Source organism: Aestuariibius violaceus, from assembly GCF_040779325.2.
Taxonomy (GTDB): domain Bacteria; phylum Pseudomonadota; class Alphaproteobacteria; order Rhodobacterales; family Rhodobacteraceae; genus Aestuariibius; species Aestuariibius violaceus.
The window spans coordinates 18884-36691 of record NZ_JBFONT020000011.1; the positions used below are offsets into that span (position 1 = coordinate 18884).

17 protein-coding genes are annotated in these 17808 nt (G+C 61.9%); 4 read left to right on the plus strand and 13 right to left on the minus strand.

Annotated features, from left to right (window positions below):
* Window positions 1-36: 36 nt before the first annotated feature.
* Entirely contained in the window at window positions 37-1125 is a 1089-nt protein-coding gene (locus tag AADZ90_RS19975) for a vWA domain-containing protein (RefSeq protein ID WP_411997116.1), read from the plus strand.
* A 195-nt stretch (window positions 1126-1320) separates the two neighbouring features.
* Complete coding sequence (locus AADZ90_RS19980; RefSeq protein WP_367312316.1) at window positions 1321-1953, plus strand: hypothetical protein; 633 nt, start codon at window positions 1321-1323, stop codon at window positions 1951-1953.
* Window positions 1954-2248: 295 nt separating this feature from the next.
* Here AADZ90_RS19980 and AADZ90_RS19985 read toward each other — a convergent pair whose 3' ends face one another.
* From AADZ90_RS19985 to AADZ90_RS20005, 5 genes are read right to left on the minus strand one after another with little or no spacing between them, the layout of a single operon-like run.
* Window positions 2249-3070, minus strand: a complete 822-nt coding sequence (locus AADZ90_RS19985; RefSeq protein ID WP_367312315.1) for a carbon-nitrogen hydrolase family protein — start codon at window positions 3068-3070, stop codon at window positions 2249-2251.
* 57 nt (window positions 3071-3127) lie between these two features.
* Window positions 3128-4135, minus strand: a complete 1008-nt coding sequence (locus AADZ90_RS19990; RefSeq protein ID WP_367312314.1) for a TRAP transporter substrate-binding protein — start codon at window positions 4133-4135, stop codon at window positions 3128-3130.
* A 20-nt stretch (window positions 4136-4155) separates the two neighbouring features.
* A complete protein-coding gene (locus AADZ90_RS19995; RefSeq protein ID WP_367312313.1) occupies window positions 4156-5442 on the minus strand; it encodes a TRAP transporter large permease in 1287 nt (428 codons plus the stop codon).
* Window positions 5443-5445: 3 nt separating this feature from the next.
* Window positions 5446-5913, minus strand: coding sequence for a TRAP transporter small permease (locus tag AADZ90_RS20000; protein ID WP_367312311.1), 468 nt, complete (start codon window positions 5911-5913; stop codon window positions 5446-5448).
* The gene (locus tag AADZ90_RS20005; protein ID WP_367312310.1) at window positions 5910-6686 is read right to left on the minus strand and encodes an HpcH/HpaI aldolase family protein; all 777 of its coding nucleotides are present in this window, start codon (window positions 6684-6686) and stop codon (window positions 5910-5912) included. Before AADZ90_RS20005 ends, AADZ90_RS20000 begins: the two co-directional genes overlap by 4 nt.
* 84 nt (window positions 6687-6770) lie before the next feature.
* Between AADZ90_RS20005 and AADZ90_RS20010 the strand changes: the two genes are divergently transcribed.
* Window positions 6771-7685, plus strand: a complete 915-nt coding sequence (locus tag AADZ90_RS20010) for a LysR family transcriptional regulator (protein WP_367312309.1) — start codon at window positions 6771-6773, stop codon at window positions 7683-7685.
* A gap of 310 nt (window positions 7686-7995) precedes the next feature.
* Here the strand turns inward: AADZ90_RS20010 and AADZ90_RS20015 are convergent, their stop codons facing one another.
* From AADZ90_RS20015 to AADZ90_RS20050, 8 genes are all read right to left on the minus strand, one after another.
* Entirely contained in the window at window positions 7996-8787 is a 792-nt protein-coding gene (locus AADZ90_RS20015; protein ID WP_367312308.1) for a YHYH protein, read from the minus strand.
* 226 nt (window positions 8788-9013) lie between these two features.
* Complete coding sequence (locus AADZ90_RS20020) at window positions 9014-12166, minus strand: efflux RND transporter permease subunit (protein ID WP_367312307.1); 3153 nt, start codon at window positions 12164-12166, stop codon at window positions 9014-9016.
* Window positions 12163-13386: an efflux RND transporter periplasmic adaptor subunit gene (locus tag AADZ90_RS20025; protein ID WP_367312306.1), complete on the minus strand. Its 1224-nt coding sequence runs from the start codon at window positions 13384-13386 to the stop codon at window positions 12163-12165. The genes AADZ90_RS20020 and AADZ90_RS20025 overlap by 4 nt, the downstream gene beginning before the upstream one ends.
* A 61-nt stretch (window positions 13387-13447) precedes the next feature.
* A complete protein-coding gene (locus AADZ90_RS20030; RefSeq protein WP_367312305.1) occupies window positions 13448-14029 on the minus strand; it encodes a hypothetical protein in 582 nt (193 codons plus the stop codon).
* A complete protein-coding gene (locus AADZ90_RS20035) occupies window positions 14022-14585 on the minus strand; it encodes a cytochrome b (protein WP_367312304.1) in 564 nt (187 codons plus the stop codon). The genes AADZ90_RS20030 and AADZ90_RS20035 overlap by 8 nt, the downstream gene beginning before the upstream one ends.
* Window positions 14586-14632: 47 nt before the next feature.
* Complete coding sequence (locus tag AADZ90_RS20040; RefSeq protein ID WP_367312303.1) at window positions 14633-15592, minus strand: YHYH protein; 960 nt, start codon at window positions 15590-15592, stop codon at window positions 14633-14635.
* A 45-nt stretch (window positions 15593-15637) separates the two neighbouring features.
* A complete protein-coding gene (locus AADZ90_RS20045; protein WP_367312302.1) occupies window positions 15638-16279 on the minus strand; it encodes a PEBP family protein in 642 nt (213 codons plus the stop codon).
* Window positions 16280-16312: 33 nt separating this feature from the next.
* Window positions 16313-16879, minus strand: a complete 567-nt coding sequence (locus AADZ90_RS20050) for an EF-hand domain-containing protein (RefSeq protein ID WP_367312301.1) — start codon at window positions 16877-16879, stop codon at window positions 16313-16315.
* A gap of 192 nt (window positions 16880-17071) precedes the next feature.
* Between AADZ90_RS20050 and AADZ90_RS20055 the strand changes: the two genes are divergently transcribed.
* Window positions 17072-17785 carry a response regulator gene (locus AADZ90_RS20055; protein ID WP_367312300.1) on the plus strand — a complete coding sequence of 238 codons (714 nt, stop codon included), beginning with the start codon at window positions 17072-17074 and terminating at the stop codon, window positions 17783-17785.
* The last annotated feature ends 23 nt before the right edge of the window (window positions 17786-17808 follow it).

Here is a 17808-nt window from a genome sequence, read left to right on the forward strand (position 1 = left end):
GATGAATTCGACAGATTTCCATATGAGAGAAGAGCTATGGTACGCTATCTTCCGATATTGATTATCCTTCCCGGCCTTTGCCTCGCCGATCAGCAGCAAGAAGTGTGGCGTGCCGATGACCTTCTATCGTCCTTTCTCGAAACCTCGGACAAAGACAACGAGGCGTGCTTTGAGGAGATCGGTGATCTGGAAGGCGTTGGACCGCCAGCGATCTTTCAGGCCGCTGAAAATGCGCCTCCGGTGCCGTTGCGACGCCTAATGATCGCCGTAGACGCATCTGGGTCCATGGCGGGTAGTCTGGGCCGCCAAACGAAGATGACCCATGCCCGAGAAGCAACAGATGCGTTTTTGGCTTCGGTCCCAGATGATGTTGAAACGGGCCTCGTCGCCTTCGGTCATCGCGGGACAAATGATGACGCGGGCCGGCAGGCGAGCTGTCAGGCGGTCGAAACGCTGGTTCCCTTGACGACTGACCGCGCCACCGTCCAAGCCCAGATAGACACATTGTCACCCCGCGGCTGGACGCCGCTTGCGGATGCTCTGACTCATGCGGGAGCTGCCTTTCAGCCAAGCGAAACGCCTGGCGAGCAAGTAATCTATGTCGTATCCGATGGCGAAGAAACCTGCGGCGGAGACCCGGTGCAAGCTGCAGCTGTTCTGCGTGACGGTGACACCAAGGCGGTCATTAACATCATTGGATTTGACCTGGCGCCTGACGACCGCACACAACTTGAAGCGGTGGCCGAGGCGGGTGGCGGGATCTTCACGGAAGTGAGCGATGCGGACGAAGCCCGGTCATGGTTGAACGAATTGCGCCGGACCAATGCCAACAACATCGAGATTTTGCAGAAACGCAATCAGGTACGCATACGGCAGCTGCGCAACAGTAATCAGGTTTCCATTCAACTGCTGAAAATGGAGAACTGTATCTCAGGCAACGAGGTGCGCGAGAAAAACGGACTCTACGCCTATGCCCGGCAATCAGATGTGCCCTTCGACGTGACCGAGCAGGCCATCCTTCTGCTCGAAGCCAGATATGACCGGTATCGCTCGGATCCGCGAAGAGGCGGAAGCGGCCTTGGACCAGGTCAACGAGGCATTGCAAGAGGATCTCGAGGGCGCTGAGGATGACTACGAACAGTCGCAATAGACATGAAGGTCCTGCCCAGGGCAGGGGACACTTGTCCAGTTTGGTGAAGAGACAGAGCGGCGATTGGTCTTCGAGAACAGAGGACAGCCCCGAGGATACATCTGTCTCGCGCCGGTCATCATGGCCGCTCCATGTTTCCTGAGGGCCAAACATCGAAGGTACTTAAACAGATGCTCGTCACGATCTCGCGCTTAGCCTCGGCCTCGCTCACCGTCCTGTTTCTGTTTGGCGCGACAGCGCAGACTGTGAGCAGCCAGTCTTTGCCGATGACCAGCGCCGAGGCCAAGGCATCTCTGCCGGACCCCACCCGGTTTCGCGTGACAATCAATGCTGCCGACCTTTCGCCGGACGACCAGCAGGCCCTTGGACAAATGGTCTTGGACTCAGTCATTGATCAACACTTCTTTGGATCGGTCGTGGCCTTCTTCCCGAAGAATTCAAACCAGATGTCCATCAGTACAAGCTTGGGTCTTCATACCCCGGAAGCAGCGCGTGCGGTCGCGACAACCCAATGTGAAACGCGCCGACGCCCCGAAGACTCATCATGTCGTGAAATCGGTCAGATCCTGCCCGAAAACTGGGAGCCAACAGAAGGGCCAATCCTGTCCGCAGAGGCGATCGCCGCATTCGTGCAGCTGTCAGACGACGCCCCTGGAGCCGTGGTTGTCGTGCGTTCGGCAGCAACCACCGTATGGGAGATGATGGGTGGTGAAGGCGTTCGCGACAAAGCTGTCGAGCATTGTAACGCCCGTGTGGAAGAGGCTGGTCTTTCACCAGATTGCGACGTCGTGATCGCGGACTGATCCAAGTCAGTCATATTTTGGAAAGAATGATCTTGGATCGGTAGAGATCTACAGCCGATTATCCGCAGCTCTTCGTATTCGATTCTATCCTCGGATTCTCAAGCCCAACGGTAACGATAATTGAGCCCCCTATCGTGACGCCGACTCCTACAATTTCTCTAGGGCAGAGCGACCACAACCGTTCGCCAAGTTCAGATTGGGTGTTTGGTTATAAACTGTTGGGCGTCGAGCCAAGATTCGCTCCGCGGGCTAGCGAAGTTCGCGGAACGTGTTTGGCGACTTCGAAGCCGAACTATCAGAGCCAGTCCCGCCGGTGATTAAGGGTGGGCATTCTTGCGCGGACATCTTTGGTGCGTTCGGGATCAATCGTCGCTGTCACATGTCCGGTGCCGTCGCTTGCCTGTGCGACCGTCGTGCCCCAAGGATCGACAACCAGTGAGCGTCCGTACATCTGGCGCGTGCCATCCGGCACGGGAAAGCTTCCCCACTGCGCGGCGGCGATAAGCCAGCTTTGCGTCTCGATCGCGCGGGCTGAAAGGAGCGTGTGCCAATGGTCGCGGCCGGTCTGCATCGTGAAGGCTGCGGGGACGAAAAGCAGAGTCACACCGTCGCGGGCCAGCGCCGCATAAAGTTCCGAGAAGCGTATGTCGTAGCAGATCGTGAGACCAGCCCGAAACCCCATCAGGTCGAATGCCACAACACTCTCGCCGGGTTCGTTTACTTCGCTCTCGCAATAGACCTGCCCATCGGGGGTGGTCATGTCGAACATGTGTATCTTCGAGTAGCGGGCAGCGATTTCGCCGTTGGGATCGAAGACGACGGTGGTGTTGCGGTTCCGCGTTTCCTCCGGTGCGCGCTCAGGGATCGTGCCGGCATGGACCCAGAGACCGTTTCCTTTCGCAAGGCGGCGGCAGAGCGCATAAGTCGGCCCGTCCTCGATCTGTTCTGCTGCGGCAAGCCGGTCGGTGACGCTGCCGCCGCACCAGCTCATATTTTCTGGAAACGAGATCAGGTCTGGCCGGTCCGCGTCGATTGCGGCGCAGGCGAGCGACTCCGCCTGCTCGATATTGGCGGCCTTGTCGTTGACCGAGTTCATTTGAATGACGCTTGCGCGCATCTTCTCATCTCCAAAAAAGGAGCGCGCGCGGGGGAAACGCGCCCCCGAATATTGCGGTCAGTTCGTGGCTGCGAGAGCGTGGATCTGATCGATCAGACCCGCTGGGAGGACTTTGCCGTCGAATTCGGCTGCAACCTGTGCGCGAACGGAGTCGCGGAACACTGCGACTTCCTCGTCGGTGAGCTCGACGATCTCCATGCCGCGTTCGACCAGATCGGATTCGAGGCTTTCGGTGAAAGTGATCATCGTTTCTTCGGCGACCGTGACGGCGTGATCGGCGGCCTCTTGGACGGCTGCCTGTTGGTCCGGCGTCAGACCCTGCCAGGCGGTCTCGTTGATAAGGAAGGGCAGGGCGGACATCTGGTGGCCGGTCTTGATGAGAAAACCCTGCACTTCATAGAACTTGGCCGCGTGCAGGACCGGGGTCGGGTTCTCCTGACCGTCAACGATGCCTTGGCGCAGCGCCTGGAATGTCTCCGGCCAGGCGACCGGTGTTGGGGATGCGCCGAGACCCGTCACCGTGGCGAGCGACATGGCATTTGGGACGGCGCGCAGCTTGAGCCCATTCAGGTCGGTGGGGCTTTGTACAGGCGTCTCCTTGGTCGTGACGTTTCGTGTGCCGTAGTGAAAGCTTGCGAGAATGCGCAGACCACCGTCTTCGAGCAAGCGCTCGCCCCAGGCCTGGCCGAACTCTTCGCCGTCAAGCACCATGCGCTGGTGCTCGATGGACTCAAACATGTATCCGCCAGTTATCGTGGCGAATTCCGGCACGATGTCGGAGAGCATGTTGAAGGGCGTGTAGGCCATGTCGATGGCGCCGGACTGGATCTGGGTAAAGAGCTTGCGGTTGTTACCAAGCTGGCCAGCCGGAAAAATTTGGACCGAGACGCTCCCGCCGCTTGTTTCCTCTACCCGCTCCTTGAACGCCTCGGCAGCGATGTAGCCTGGATCGCCTTCGCGCACGACATGGGCGAACCGGAGCGTCACGTCTTGGGCGGCGGCGATTGATGGCAGCGTGGTGAGCGCTGCGGCAAGGGCGATGAAGCTTCTTCTGGCGATACTCATGGTGTCCTCCTTGGATTAGATCAGAACCCCGCGGCGTGCGGGATGGCGGTGACGACCCACGGGACGTAGGCCATGATGAAGAGCGAGATGAGGAGCGGGAAAAGAAACGGCAGGACCGCAAAGAAAACGCGTCCGAGCCGGAAACCGGTGATGTCCCGCATGACGAAGAGCGACAGGCCGATGGGCGGCGTGAACTGTCCAATCATAATGTTGAAGACCATTACCACCCCGAAGTGGATCGGATCGAGCCCATAGGTCTGCTCGGCGATTGGCGCCAGCATCGGCGCGAGTATCAGGAGCGGGATCGCATTTTCCAGGATCGCGCCGAGGATCAGGTTGACGATGATGCAGACGAGCAGGAAGACAGCCACGGACTGAATGTTGCTCTCGATGGCCTCTGCCAGCATTTGTGGCACTTGGCCGAACGTAGCAACCCAGCCGAATAGAAAAGCCGACGCAATCACGAAAAGAAGGCGAGAGGACGAAAGAGCAACGTCCTTGAGGACCTCGATAAAGGCGGCGAGCTCGAGCGTCCGGTAGACCACGATCGAGATGAAAAGCGCCCAGAGAACTGCGATCGTCGCAGCCTCCGTCGGCGAGAACCATCCGAAGGCCATGCCGCCGACGATGATGAAGGGCGTCATCAGCGGTGGCGTCGCGCGCAGAAATGAGCTCCAGAGCGCCCCCCATCCGGCCCAGACATCGATGCGGTATCCCTTGGCGAGGCCGACGAAAAAGACATAGACCATTAGCATAAAGGCGATCAGAAAGCCCGGCAGAATGCCTCCGAGGAAGAGGCCCGAGATCGAGGTGCCGGCGGCCACACCGTAGAGCACCATCGGCAGGGAAGGCGGCAGAATCGGCCCGATTGCAGCCGATGACAGCGTCACGCCCATCGTGAAATCGGGATCGTAGCCCTTGCGGGTCATGGCCTTGTATTCAATTTCGCCAAGCCCCGCGACATCGGCGACGGTCGAGCCGGACATGCCGGCGAAGACGAGGCTTGATGTGACGTTCACGTGGCCGAGGCCACCCGGGATGCGTCCGACGAGATTGTTGGCAAAATCAAAGATACGGTCGGAAATGCCGCTCGCCGTCATCAGCTTGCCCGCAAACATGAAGAGTGGGATCGCGATCATGGTAAAGCTGTTGAGCGAGAGCCCGAGTTCGTGGACGAGGAGCGACACGGGCAGCCCGTTCACGACGATGTAGACGAGCGAGCAGAGAATCATCGCGTAGGCGATCGGATAGCCCGCGATGATGATGACTATCGACACGCCGATCATGGTGAGCGTGAGCGGGTCCATTCTCTAGCTCCAGGCCTTGCGGAAACGGCCAATCATGTTCCTGAGCACAATGACGAAGAGCGCCACAGACGCCGCCGGAACAACCCCGATGAGCGCATTGATCGGAATGCCGAGGGCAGGGGTCTTTTGAAACGACGTCTCGTGCAGCGTTTCCCATCCACCCCAGATCATCGCGGCGAGGCAGGCGAGGATCGTCAGATCGAAGACGCCATACACGATAGCGAGCGGCTTTGGCGGCAGCATCTCGTCAAGAAGCTCGACCCGGATATGGGTCTGACGCCGTTCGACGGCGATCACACCAAGAAAGGTCATCCAGATGACCGAGGCTGAGACGAGTTCCTCGGTCCAGGAGAACGGGATCGGCAGCAGGAACCTGACGACGACCTGGAGCGAGCAGAGGATAACGAAGCTCAGTAGCAGCAGCATCGAGAGCGACAGGTCGGGCTGGCGGAGATATACTGACAGCTTCATCGCAGGACCATCCTGGACTGCTTCTCTGCGGCCACGGCGCCGTCGCGGAGATAGAGCGCATCGGACCCGAAGGTCAGCAGGCGATATCCGCGCGCGACCTTCTCCTCGGCGTCCTCGGCACCGGACGCAAGTCCGCCGAGCATGACGGTGGACAACGCGACGCGGCCTTCGATGTCGCGGATCGCGTCACGGACCTCTTTGTGGTCCATCTGGTCGACATGACCCATGTCGCAGGCGAGATCGACCGCGCCGACGAAAACGCAGTCGAGCCCCTCGACAGTGAGGATGTCATCGAGATTGTGGTGCCCGCCGCGCGTCTCGATCAGGCCGATGACCACCGGCGCCGCGCCGGTCCCGCGCCGGTAACTGTCCCATCCGAGTCCATAGTCGCTCGCCCGGCTCAGACGCTGGATGCCGCGCGTCCCGCGGGGGGTGTAGCGCGTGGCGCGGACAAGTGCTGCCGCGTCCTCCTGCGAAGCCAGGTTCGAGAGTGCGATTCCGGCCGCACCGGCGTCGAGCGCGAGCTTGATCGCGTCCGCATCCGGCGACGCGACACGGACGATCACGGGAACCCGCGAGGCGCGGAGTTGATGATAGAGAGTGTCGAGATCACCAGGCGAATGCTCCCGGTCGAGGATGAGAAAATCAAAGCCGACAAGCGAGAGAATTTCCGTCGTCGACGGACTGCCGAGAAAGAGCCAACTCGCCCGAAGCGCGTTCCCGCTTTTGAACCGGTGCCGCAGATTCTCGGCGGATGAGACGGAATCCTTCATGCGCCAAGCATTGGAAACTAAGTTCCCCTGGTCAAAATCAAAAAATTTCTGATTGTTATAAGAAAAATGTATCATAGTGTCGTTATGAACCTGAAACACGTCGAGGCTTTTTACTGGCTTTGCCAACTCGGAACGTATCAGCGCGTGGCAGATCGCTTGCTCGTTACCCAGCCAGCCATTTCGTCACGCGTGCGTGCGCTTGAGGATTTTCTGCGGACCGATCTCGTGGACCGATCGCAATCGCGTTTCGCTCTGACAGAGAGGGGACAGGAGATGGCAATCCTTGCCGAGCGAATGCTGGATCTGAAAGCACGCATGGTCGGTGGCGACAGCGCGACGTCCGAGAGCGAGCGTATCCGGATCGCCGCGGTTTCGCTGATGCTCAAGACATGGATGCCGGGCCTACTGGCGCGGCTCGAGGACCTTTGGCCAGGCCTGCCGGTAGATGTGGTCAGCGCCTCCGACCATCAATTGACCAGGTATCTGCCGACGGCGGAGATCGACGTCGCGTTCTTGTCGAATGTCGCGCCGCGCGTCCAACTACCGCGTCATTTCACCGTGAACTACGCGGTTCGGTGGATCGCCTCGGCATCGCTTGTCGGAAAAGAGGGCCAGATGCTGACTGAGGCTGATCTCGCGTCGTTGCCGCTTTTGCATTATCCGCGGACGTCACCACTGTTCTCGCTGACCGCCGGTCTCGACCGGAGCCCAACCGCCGTATCACACAGCGCAAATTCGCTCGGGACGCTCATCTGGATGCTGCAGGAAGGCATGGGAATAGCGGCCATTCCGGCAATCGCGGTGGCCGAAGATATTGCAACCGGGCGATTGGTCGTCTTACCGACAGAGATCGTCCCTCGTGTATTGAAGGTCCGCTGCGTGTACGCGAACCTCCCGAAGCGCGATCTGGTTTCCGATCTCTTGGAAGCAGCGTTCGAGAGTGCTCGGGACATTGAAATGCAACATCCTGAGTGGTGCACAGTTTCGGAGGGGGAATGATAGTTCTCGGTTATCGTTACCGACGTGACCACGGTCGGGTGTGAGAGCTTTCATGGTGACAAGGGGCATTCTCAAGGAGAGCTGCACCACAGCGTGCAGCGCACTGCTAGACGGCGGCTTTGGGCCGATGGGAGCTGGTCGATCCGTTTCACTAGCATCTAGACCGACTATGAAGGGTGTTACGATAGACCGCGATGAACCCTCCTGAAACATCCAGATTGTTTCAGCGAACCGTCTCGGATTGGTGCACTCTAACGAACCAGCCCACGTATTGAATGCAGCTCGGCCCTACAGCGATTTGCAGCCATCGTCACTCACTCGGCGGGGTCCGGTTATCGGGTGAAGGTCGGTTGCCGCGCGGCGGTCGATCACCGCGCCCGCCGGTGAAGTCACTCGACACCGTTCCTTTGAAGCAGCGCGGGAAGAACGGGTAGGTGTCGGTTGCGAAGTAGACATACTGCCCGTCGAGCAGTGCCCCGTTGCATTCGTCCAGAGTGCCGGAGCCCGCAACGAATTCGTAATCCTGAACATAGGTGCCGTCGTGGGCGCCACCGGGGCCGGAGGCGCGCTCTCCTGGTTTCAATTGCCAGGACGATTGTGCCTGGGCGCCCACGTAGTGGATTTCGAACCCGTCCGCGGCATAGCCGAAGAGCGTACCGTAGAGCGCGCCCGTCACCGCGGAGGGGATGCCGTGGTAGTGATACATCCCGTCACCGTCCACATGCGCATTCTGTGCGTCCATGATCAGCCCGCCGATCCCTTCGACGTTCCATCCCGAAGACGGTTCACGCGAGTAGCCGCTTTCAGACGACGGATCGTAGTATTCTGCAGTACCCGGGCGCAGGGGGATGCCGGTCACCGTGATACCCGAGATACGAGCCCTATGGGTGACGGTGCCTGTCAGCTCTGGCGTCGCATCCATGCAAAACCGGTGGTCCTGTTCTTGCACCGTGGCCCCGGCCCGCCAGGGGCCGGTTTCGTGATCGGGCACGCCATCGGATGTGATACAGCGCTGGTCGCCGTCGACGGTGATCGTCACGTGCGCCTGAGCCGCGCTAACGGCCAAAAGCGTCAGAGCAAGCGTGATACCAAGTGTTTTCATGCTGACCTCCGGGCGCTTGGAAGCCCGTCCGCCGAGCGCAAAGTCTTGATGGGTCTGTTCGTTCATTGAAGTCGCCTCCTGTTTTTTGCTCTCGTCCGATTTGGATCGCTGTCGGGGGTCGTATGCCCAGTACTCGAGGTCAGCGGCGGCGTGTCAGGTCGATGCTGATCGCCTAAGTCTTCCCCATTTGAAGGCCGTTACCGAAGCACAGGGAAACGTGCCTCCACTACGCTGTCTCCATAGGCCGTGACTCGGCGACGACCGCCTCCCGGCCCGCGCCGCGCGCTTCAGATTGCAGGCGCCTTTCGGCCCGTCCGGGCTCGGCGCCAAGGATCGCGATGCGGCGGTAAAGAACGGGTGTCAGGGAAAGCGTGAAAAGCGTTGCGAAGCCGAGTCCGCCGACGATCACCCATCCCACGGCAATCCGCGCCTCAGCGCCGCCGCCCGTGCTCAGGATCAGTGGTAGTCCGCCAAAAACGGTCGAGACCATCGTCATCATCACCGGACGGATCCGTAGTCGCATCGCGTCGCGGATCGCGCTGTCGATGTCTTGCCCCTTAGCCCGCAGCTGGTTCGCAAATTCCACGATGAGGATGCCGTTCTTGGCCATCACTCCAATCAGCATGACCATCCCGATCTGGCTGTAGTAGTTGAGCGAGCCACCGCTGAGCTGGATTGCCATGACCGCTGCGGCAAGGCCGAAGGGTACGGTGAGCATGATCACGACGGCACTGGCGAAGCTTTCGAATTGCGCGGAGAGCACCAGGAACACGACAAGCATCGCCGCACCGAAGACAAGGATCATGCCGCTCTCACTCTCCTGTAGCGAAGCGGCTTCGCTGAGCAGCGTGATCCCCGTGCCCGAAGGGAGCACGTCCACGGCGATTTCCTGCATAACGGCGACCGCGTCGCCAAGATCGAGATCCGCGCCCAGATTGGCCTGGATCGTCACGGCAAGCGCCCCATCTTCGCGCGAGATTGAGGTCGGATCGACCACTGTGCTCAGGGACGCAGCGGCGGAAAGGGGCACGAATTCGCCTGCATCAGTGGTCACGAAGATCGATGCGAGGTCGGTCGGATCATCGATCGGTGGTCCACCGCCAGGCACGATGCGCAGCGCCACCTCGGTGTCATCTAGGAAGACCGATATCGCTTCGAGACCACCGATCATTTCGCCGACGGTTGCGATTATCTCCTGCGGGGTGAGGCCGAGCACGCTTGCCATATCGGCGTCGACCTCGACCTGCATCTGCGCCTCGACCGTCTCAGCCGAAAGCTGCGGGTTCACGAAGGTCGCGTTGCCCGACATCGCCTCGACCAGCGTGCCGGCGGCGGCCGTCACCTCGTCGATGTCTGTCCCGGTGACCGCGAATTGTAGTCCCCGCCCACCACCCCGGATGTTCAGGCTGTTGGGCGAGCGGGTCGAGACAGTCACGAGCGGCATGTCCGAGAGGACGTCGCCTAGCTCCGCCATGAGCGCCTGCTGTGGGCGGTCACGCTCAACCCAGTCTGCCAAGCGTACGACGATGAAGGCGTTGTTGGTTCCGCCTCGCCCAATCAGGCTTTGCACCGCTGCGATCTCGCCTGTCTCCAGATAAGGGACGAGCCGTGCCTCAATCTCGGTGACCTGCTCCTGCATGAGGGAAAGGGTTGCGTCGTTCGGGCCGCGCGCGGCCACGAGAAAGAAGCCGCGATCTTCGTCAGGCGTGATTGCCGATGGCAGGGTCGTGAAGGACCCCGTGGCGATCACTGCGAAGCCAACGGCGATGCCCATGATGATGAGTGGGGCGCGGATCGCAGCGTCTACCACTCGGTCGAAACCCCTCTCGAAACGGGAAGGCGCAGGTCTGGACCCGCGCACCTTCTTCGCGCGAGCCGCGCCAGGATCCAAGGTGGCCGCCATGATCGGTGTCAGCGTCAGCGCCGTCGCCGACGAGATGGCGACGCTGAAGGCCAGGACATAACCGAACTCACTAAAGACACCGCCAGCCTGGCCCGGCAGGAACGAGATGGGAACGAACACGGCCGCCAGTGTCGCGGTCGTCGAGATGACGGCGAAGAAGACCTCGTTCGCCCCAGCGACAGCGGCGGAGAGTGGTCCCATACCCTCCCTCCGCTTGCGCACGATGTTCTCGGTCACGACGATGGCGTCATCCACAACCATGCCAGTGGCAAGCACCAGCGCAAGCAGGCTGATCGTGTTCACCGAGAAGCCTGTCAGCCAGATCGCCGCCACCGTCCCGATCAGCGCGATCGGGATCGTGACCGCCGGGATCATCGTTGCACGGGCGGAGCGCAGGAAGAGGAAGATGACGAAGACAACAACAAGCGTCGCGATCCCGATCGATCGCGCCACCTCGGTGATCGAAGCCTCGATGTATATGCCGTCATCCGAGGTCACGATCAGCTCGATCCCGTCCGGCAGGACGGGTCGAAGGTCGTCCAGAGCGGTATTGACCGCGCGTGAGATTGCAAGCGTATTGCCGACCGACTGCCGGGTGATCTCTACCCCGACGGAGGTCTCTCCGTTGACGCGGCTGGCTGAGTCAGCGTCTTCGGGAACGTACTGGACGAGAGCGATATCCCCAATGCGCGTGGTCGCATCGACGGGGAGTTGCTCAATCGTTTCGCTCGTGACTTCGGGGCTGGCTGGCCGCACCGTGATCGATTGGGCGCTGTTCTCAACGTCACCCAGGGGCGTGTCGTCGCGCAAGACTTCCAGCGCGTCGGCGAGGTCTTCGAAGGTTAGCCCCCGCGCAAGTAGTGAGGGCATCGTGGCCACGATGCGGAACTCGTAGTTTTGCGCACCCCGAACCGTGACCTCCGCCACGCCGTCTATTTCGGAGAGCCGGTCGTAGAGCGTTCCTTCGGCGAACTCCGTCATGTCCGCGATACTCGCGTCGCCTGACAGGGCGAGGCGAATGATGGGATCGGAATTGCTGTCGCTCTTGGTCACAATCGGATCGTCGATATCCTCCGGCAGCGACCGAACTGTCTCGGACACGATTTCGCGCGCCTCGTTGGCAGCTACATCGATGTCCGTCCCTTCGCTGAGATCGATGGTGATGCGGCTCGACCCCGTGCTTGAGGTGGCCGAGATATCGGAGAGGCCATCGAGGCTGCGCAGCGCGTCTTCCAGCACCTGCGTCACCTCCTGATCGACGATAGCGGGGGCGGCGCCGTCATAGTCGGTTCGCACCGACAGAACCGGCTGGTCGACATCCGGCATCTCGCGCACATCCACCGCCGTTAGGGCGGCGAAGCCCGCAATCACGATCAGCAGATTAAGCACGATCCCTAGGATTGGCCGCGCGACGAAGAGGCGGGCGATGCCGCGTTGCCCTTGATCGTGTTGGAAATTGGAGTTGGCGACTGTCACAAACTTGCCCCCCGTTCCGCTAGGTCGGGGCGCACCGCAGACGACTCTTCGGAAGGCTCAGACATCACCCTAGGGGCAGCTGGATCCTCTGGTTCGGAGGGCACGATCGCCACCCGGCTACCCGAGCGCAGCTTGTGCGCTCCTTCGGTCACGACGATGAGATCCTCCGCCGCAACGTCTGCCTCGATCCAGACCAAGTCGCCCTGACGATGGCGGATCGTCACCGGAACAGCCTCAACCGTATCGTCCTGGACCGCCCAGATATTCGGGCCGGTCCGGTTCCAGATCAGCGCGGTGCCTGGCGCCACGGCAAAAGGGTCCGAGATGTGCTCGACGCGAATGGCGAAGGTCATTCCAGGCCAGAAGACGCCATCCGTATTCTCGATACGCGCTTCGACGGTCACGCTGCGGGTCGTCTCGTCGAGCCTGTTGTCATGGGTTGTGATGAGCCCTTCGAACACGCGGCCCGGTAAGGATGGTGTGCTGGCGAGGACGGTCTCTTCGATCGCGAGGAGGGGGATAGCCCGCTCCGGCAGTTCGAACACGACGAGTATAGCCGCAGTGTCTTCGACACGCGCCACGGTGTCACCTGTCGACAGCATATCACCAACGGAGACATCGGATAGGCCGAGCCGTCCTGAGATCGGTGCCCTGATGGTCCGTTCGTCCAGTTCTGCCTGCGCCTGTCGCAGTTCAGCTTCGGCGATAGCCATGTCCGTGCTGGCCTCGGCTAGGGTGACATCGGTGACTACCGAGTTCCCGGAGCTACGCAGGCTTTCGTAGCGCGCAAAGGTGTTCTGCGCCTCCGCGAGCGCAAGCTCTGCCGTCTCGACGTCGATCTCCTCGGTTCGCGCTTCCAGTCGAACGAGGGCCTCTCCCACCGCGACAGTCGTGTTCGCAGTGAGATGGATCTCGACGACGCGCCCGGACACCTCGCTTATCACCGTGCTGCTGTGCAGCGCGTCGCCGGTTCCGATGGCGTGCAACATGTCGGTGTACGGCTCCACCGAAAGGGGACCAGCGACGACGGTTGTCTCGGCCTGCCGCCTGTCACGGGTTCCACCAGGAGCGCGACCTGATCTTTCTGAGTCAATTTCTGCTGACTGATCGATCTCGCCAAGCCGCAACGCATCGGGGACGCCAAACGCGTAGACCCAAGCGCTGACGAGGATCGCAGCGGCGAATATGCCCTGCATGAGCGTCCTAATTACCGTCGTCATCCGTATCGCCTCCGTTGGCCGAGTGTCGGGGCCGCCCGTGCACTTTCTGCACGCGTGGCGCCTATGCGAGAGACAGCAAAACTGCGTCATCCGAAGTGGTGAGGTGGTAGTCGGGGATGGGCAGGTATTCGTCCTCCGAAGCGCCCGCGATGCCGCGACCCGTCGGGTCGAAGAAGGAGGAATGGCGGTCGCGCAGGTCGGTGCAGGCGAAGGGCGTCTCGGGGTTTCCGGTCAGGCCGATGGCGCTTCCGCGATGGGTGCAGAGGAGGGTGACTACTAAGTAGCGTGGGTCCTGCACGGTGCCCGCGCGGTCGTTGATCTCGCCGAAGGCAATCTGCTCGTTGGTTCTGTAGTGGACGGCGACATACTGGATCATTCCCGTCTCGGAATAGGCCGGGTCGTCGGTTGGGCGCGCGATGACAGCGACTTCACCGGGTTCCAGCTCGGAGATGTCGACCTCGACCGTACCGCCGTCGACTTCGATCAGTCGGTCCTCGCCGATAGGGCGGTCTGTCGGGATGCCTTCCCAATCGACGAGCGTGACGGGTTGCGCATTCAGGAGCGCGGGGCAGAACACACCGGTGGAAGAGGCGCCGACGGTGGCAATGACGTGGATGACATGGCGACGCGTCAGTTTATGCATTCTCTTTCTCCTTTCGAGGTTGGAATGTCATCCGGGACAGCGTGCCGTCCCGGCCTTGCAGGGCGTGCTTGAGCACACCGGCGAGATGCAGGCCCACGAGCGCGAGCAGGACCCATTTTAGGGCGAAGTGGGCGAATAGCAGGGCCTCGCCGGCATCTGATCGTGCAAAGCTCTGGCTCACCGGCAGTGCTAACGCTGTGTGGCCGAGTGCCGAAGCCGCGACATAGCCGGTCGCTGCCATGGCGATCAGCGTCACGTAGAGCCCGAGATGGGTGAAGGCCGCGAGGCGCCGCTCCCATACCGCGTGGTCCGGGTCGGCCGGGAGAGGCGACGCGAAGAAGCGGACGACAAACCGCAGGGCCACGACGAGGATCAGGATCTGGCCCGATACTTGGTGGACCCAGATCGCGGCCCGTTCGGCGAGGTCCGCAGAATAGGCGAGACCGGAGCCGACCAGGGCGACCAACAGTGCCGCCGTGAGCCAGTGCAGCGTGATCTGCAGCGGTGTGTACCTCGCCGACGCGTGTGAGGGTTCGGTCTCGTCGGCAGGCGGCATACCCCACTTCTCCCTCAAAGGGACGACCCGTCTGGGAACTCCGCGGCTCACCGGCAGTACTCCCCGCTCACGACCTGGCCGCCATTGGTGACGGTGCGCGTCGTGAAGTCGTAGCAGCCGGGGCTCTCAGAGGGGGCGTAGCGGATGTAGTAGTCTTCGCCCTCGTAGGTGTAATCCATACTCCGGCTTCCGTCGGCGCTCTCGGTGAAGACGAGACCCTCGACACCGCCACGCGGAGGCCGGCCCGGGTCGACGCCACCGCCGTCCGCCGTCGTCAGGGCCCGCACCCGTGGCAGCGCGTCGAAGGCGGCGACCTCGCCCATGAGGCATTGCACGATGTAGGGCGCGCCTTCGGAGGTGTGGTAGCGATATCCGAACGTCTCGTCCGGCTGGCCGTTGCAGATGTCGAGGGCGCCGTCCGGGATCGCGGTTCCGTCGGGGTTCAGGCGACCGTAGATCGGATAGCCGTCGAAGGCCCAGCCGATGATCGCGTCGGGACCGGCATTCTCCATCTGTGCGATCATGCACACCGGCTCGGCGTGATAGTGATAGTCGTCGCCGCGCCCCTCATGGCCGCCGCAGGCATCGAGCTGGCCGGTCTGGACGGTGTCGTGATGCGCCTGGTGGTGGGCCAGGTCCGTTTGGCTCATCTCACCGCCGGCCGTGTAATCGAAGATGGGCACGCCGTTCACCGCGACGCCGAGCGCTGAGTCCCGGGTCAGTGGCACGGTTCCCGGCACCGGATCTAGCAGGACTGGAACCGCGTAGTCGGCGGGGACAGGCACCTGCTCGTTCGTGCCGGTGATGCCGGTCATCATCTCGTGGTCAGGATAGGTGTCCGATCGAAGGACGGCATGCGCGTCGCTGCAGGTGACGGTGACGCTGTCGTCAAATCCCGCGTCAGCGACGGAGGCAGCGATTGCCTCGCAATGCTCACCATGGGCCTGGGCTTCACCGGTAAGGGCGAGGCCGCCGAGCATAACGGTCAGGAGGTGGCGATAGATCATTGCGTGCTCCTTCATCAGTTGCGGTTCTGGTTTCCCGAAGCGATCTCATTCGACGGTGAGGCGGCAGAGGATCGTATTGTCTCGCTTCAGATCCGGTCCCCAGATGAACTGAGCTTCGGGAGACCAGGCGATCCGGTCGTAGCCGTCCTTCGGATCGACGGCGGCCGGGGAATAGATCGTGGCCTGGGGCCAGTCCGAAGCGTCGGAGCCGGGCAAGTCCCATCCGTCCGGCTCCTCTGCGATGTCGAAGCCACACGCCCCTTCCCCTGCGACAGGGCTGGCCTCGGCTGCGCAGGCCGGGTCGAGCGGGGCGGCGTGGATGACTTGGCACAGCCAGTCCGCGCCGGACAGGGCGACGGGGCGACCGGCAGCATCGACGATCTGAAGGATAACCCCACCATCGCCCATCTGCTGACGGCGCGTGCCGATGTATTCGAGTCCGGTATCGTCCTCGATGAAGTCGCGGGCGACGAGGCCGATCGTAAAGGGTCGTTCTGCCTCGAAAGCAAAGCTCTCGGCGTTGAAAGACCGTTCGGTAGTGATCGGCACGCTGTCCTCGGCGATCGGGATGCCGTCGATCCGCATCTCGAACCAGTTGTCGGCCCAGACGTCGGCCTGGAAGGTCTCGGCGCGCAACGTGGTCGGACCGAGGGCGGTGAGACACATGGCAATCGGAATGAGGCGCATGGGTTATCCTTCCTTGTCGAAGCTGAGATCAGTTCAGTCGCGGACTCGTCGTGAGGCGCGGTCCTCTAACGTCAGAGCGTTGTCACCGTCCCGGTCTAGGCGGGACACGGTATCGCCGAAGCGGGTATCGATCTCGTCTGCGGTGATCGCGCCGGAGCCATCGGCATCGAGGTCTTGGAACCGATCGACGATCCGCTCCCGGATGCGGGCGATGTAGATCGGCTCAAACTCTGTAAGGGAGAGGCTGCCGTCGCCGTCTGTATCGGCATCCGCGACCTCGGACGCGAGAAAAGCGTCGATCTCGTCCTGCGAGACGGTCTCGCTTCCGTCGGCATCGAGTTCTGCAAAGAGCGTGCGGAGGTTGCCAGGGCCGAACACACCAACCAGACCGCTCCGTTGCGCCCGGCTGCGGCGGCTATGTCTAACGTCGCCGGCACGTTCGCCGCGAGCCTGCGCGGGCGCCAGCCGCTCGTTTGCAGACGGTCCCGCAGGTTCTGCGGCCGGAGCGTCTGGACCGGGCACGCCCTGGGCAACGGCGAGCATCGCGCCCCCGGCCGCGAGTGTGGCAGCGATGAAGATGGATCGTGTGAGGGTTCTCATGGATGTCTCCTGTCTGAAGCGGAACGGTCTGCGATTGCTGCAACCGGCATGCTTGATCTGAGACTGGCCTGCCATGCATCGAAGACCTTTCCGAGCATGGCTTTGTCGCCAATCGTCGCGGGGGCGGGGGCCTGACACACTTCGCGACAAAACACCTGTCCGTAGCGCCGCGCCCTCCGCTAGATTGAGGCCGTGACCGAAGCCGAACCGCACATCCTCATCGTCGACGATGCCCGTGATATCCGAGAGCCACTCGGCCTCTACCTGCGCCGACACGGCTACCGCACGACGCTCGCCGCAGACGCTAGCGGAGCTCGGCGCGCGGTCGAGAAACGGGCGGTCGATCTGGCGGTGGTCGACGTGATGATGCCGGGTGAGGACGGGCTGTCGCTGACGCGCTGGCTGGTCGATCGGGGAGGACCGCCGGTCGTCCTGCTGACGGCGATGACCGAGGACGCTGACCGCGTTCTGGGCCTTGAACTCGGTGCCGACGACTATGTCGTGAAGCCGTTCTCGCCGCGTGAGTTACTCGCGCGCATCCGGGCTGTCCTGCGCCGGGCACAGCCACCCGGGGCCGAGGTCACGCTGGAGAAACGAGACTTCGGGGGCTGGTCGTTCGATTCTGCAGCCCGCACGCTTGCACACCAGAATGGGCGCACCGCCGCGCTGACCTCTGGCGAGGCCCGCCTGCTCGCCGTTTTCCTCGACAATCCCCGCACTGTCCTCTCACGCGAACGTTTGCTCGACCTCACACAGGGACGCGAGGCGAAAGCATATGATCGGGCCATCGACAACGCGGTCGTACGTCTGCGCCGAAAGCTGGAGGACGACCCCGCGCACCCGCGACTGCTGGTGACCGAATGGGGCGGCGGTTATGCCCTGGCGGCCGATGTCACTGTACCCTAGTTAATCAGAATCTACGGAGAGAC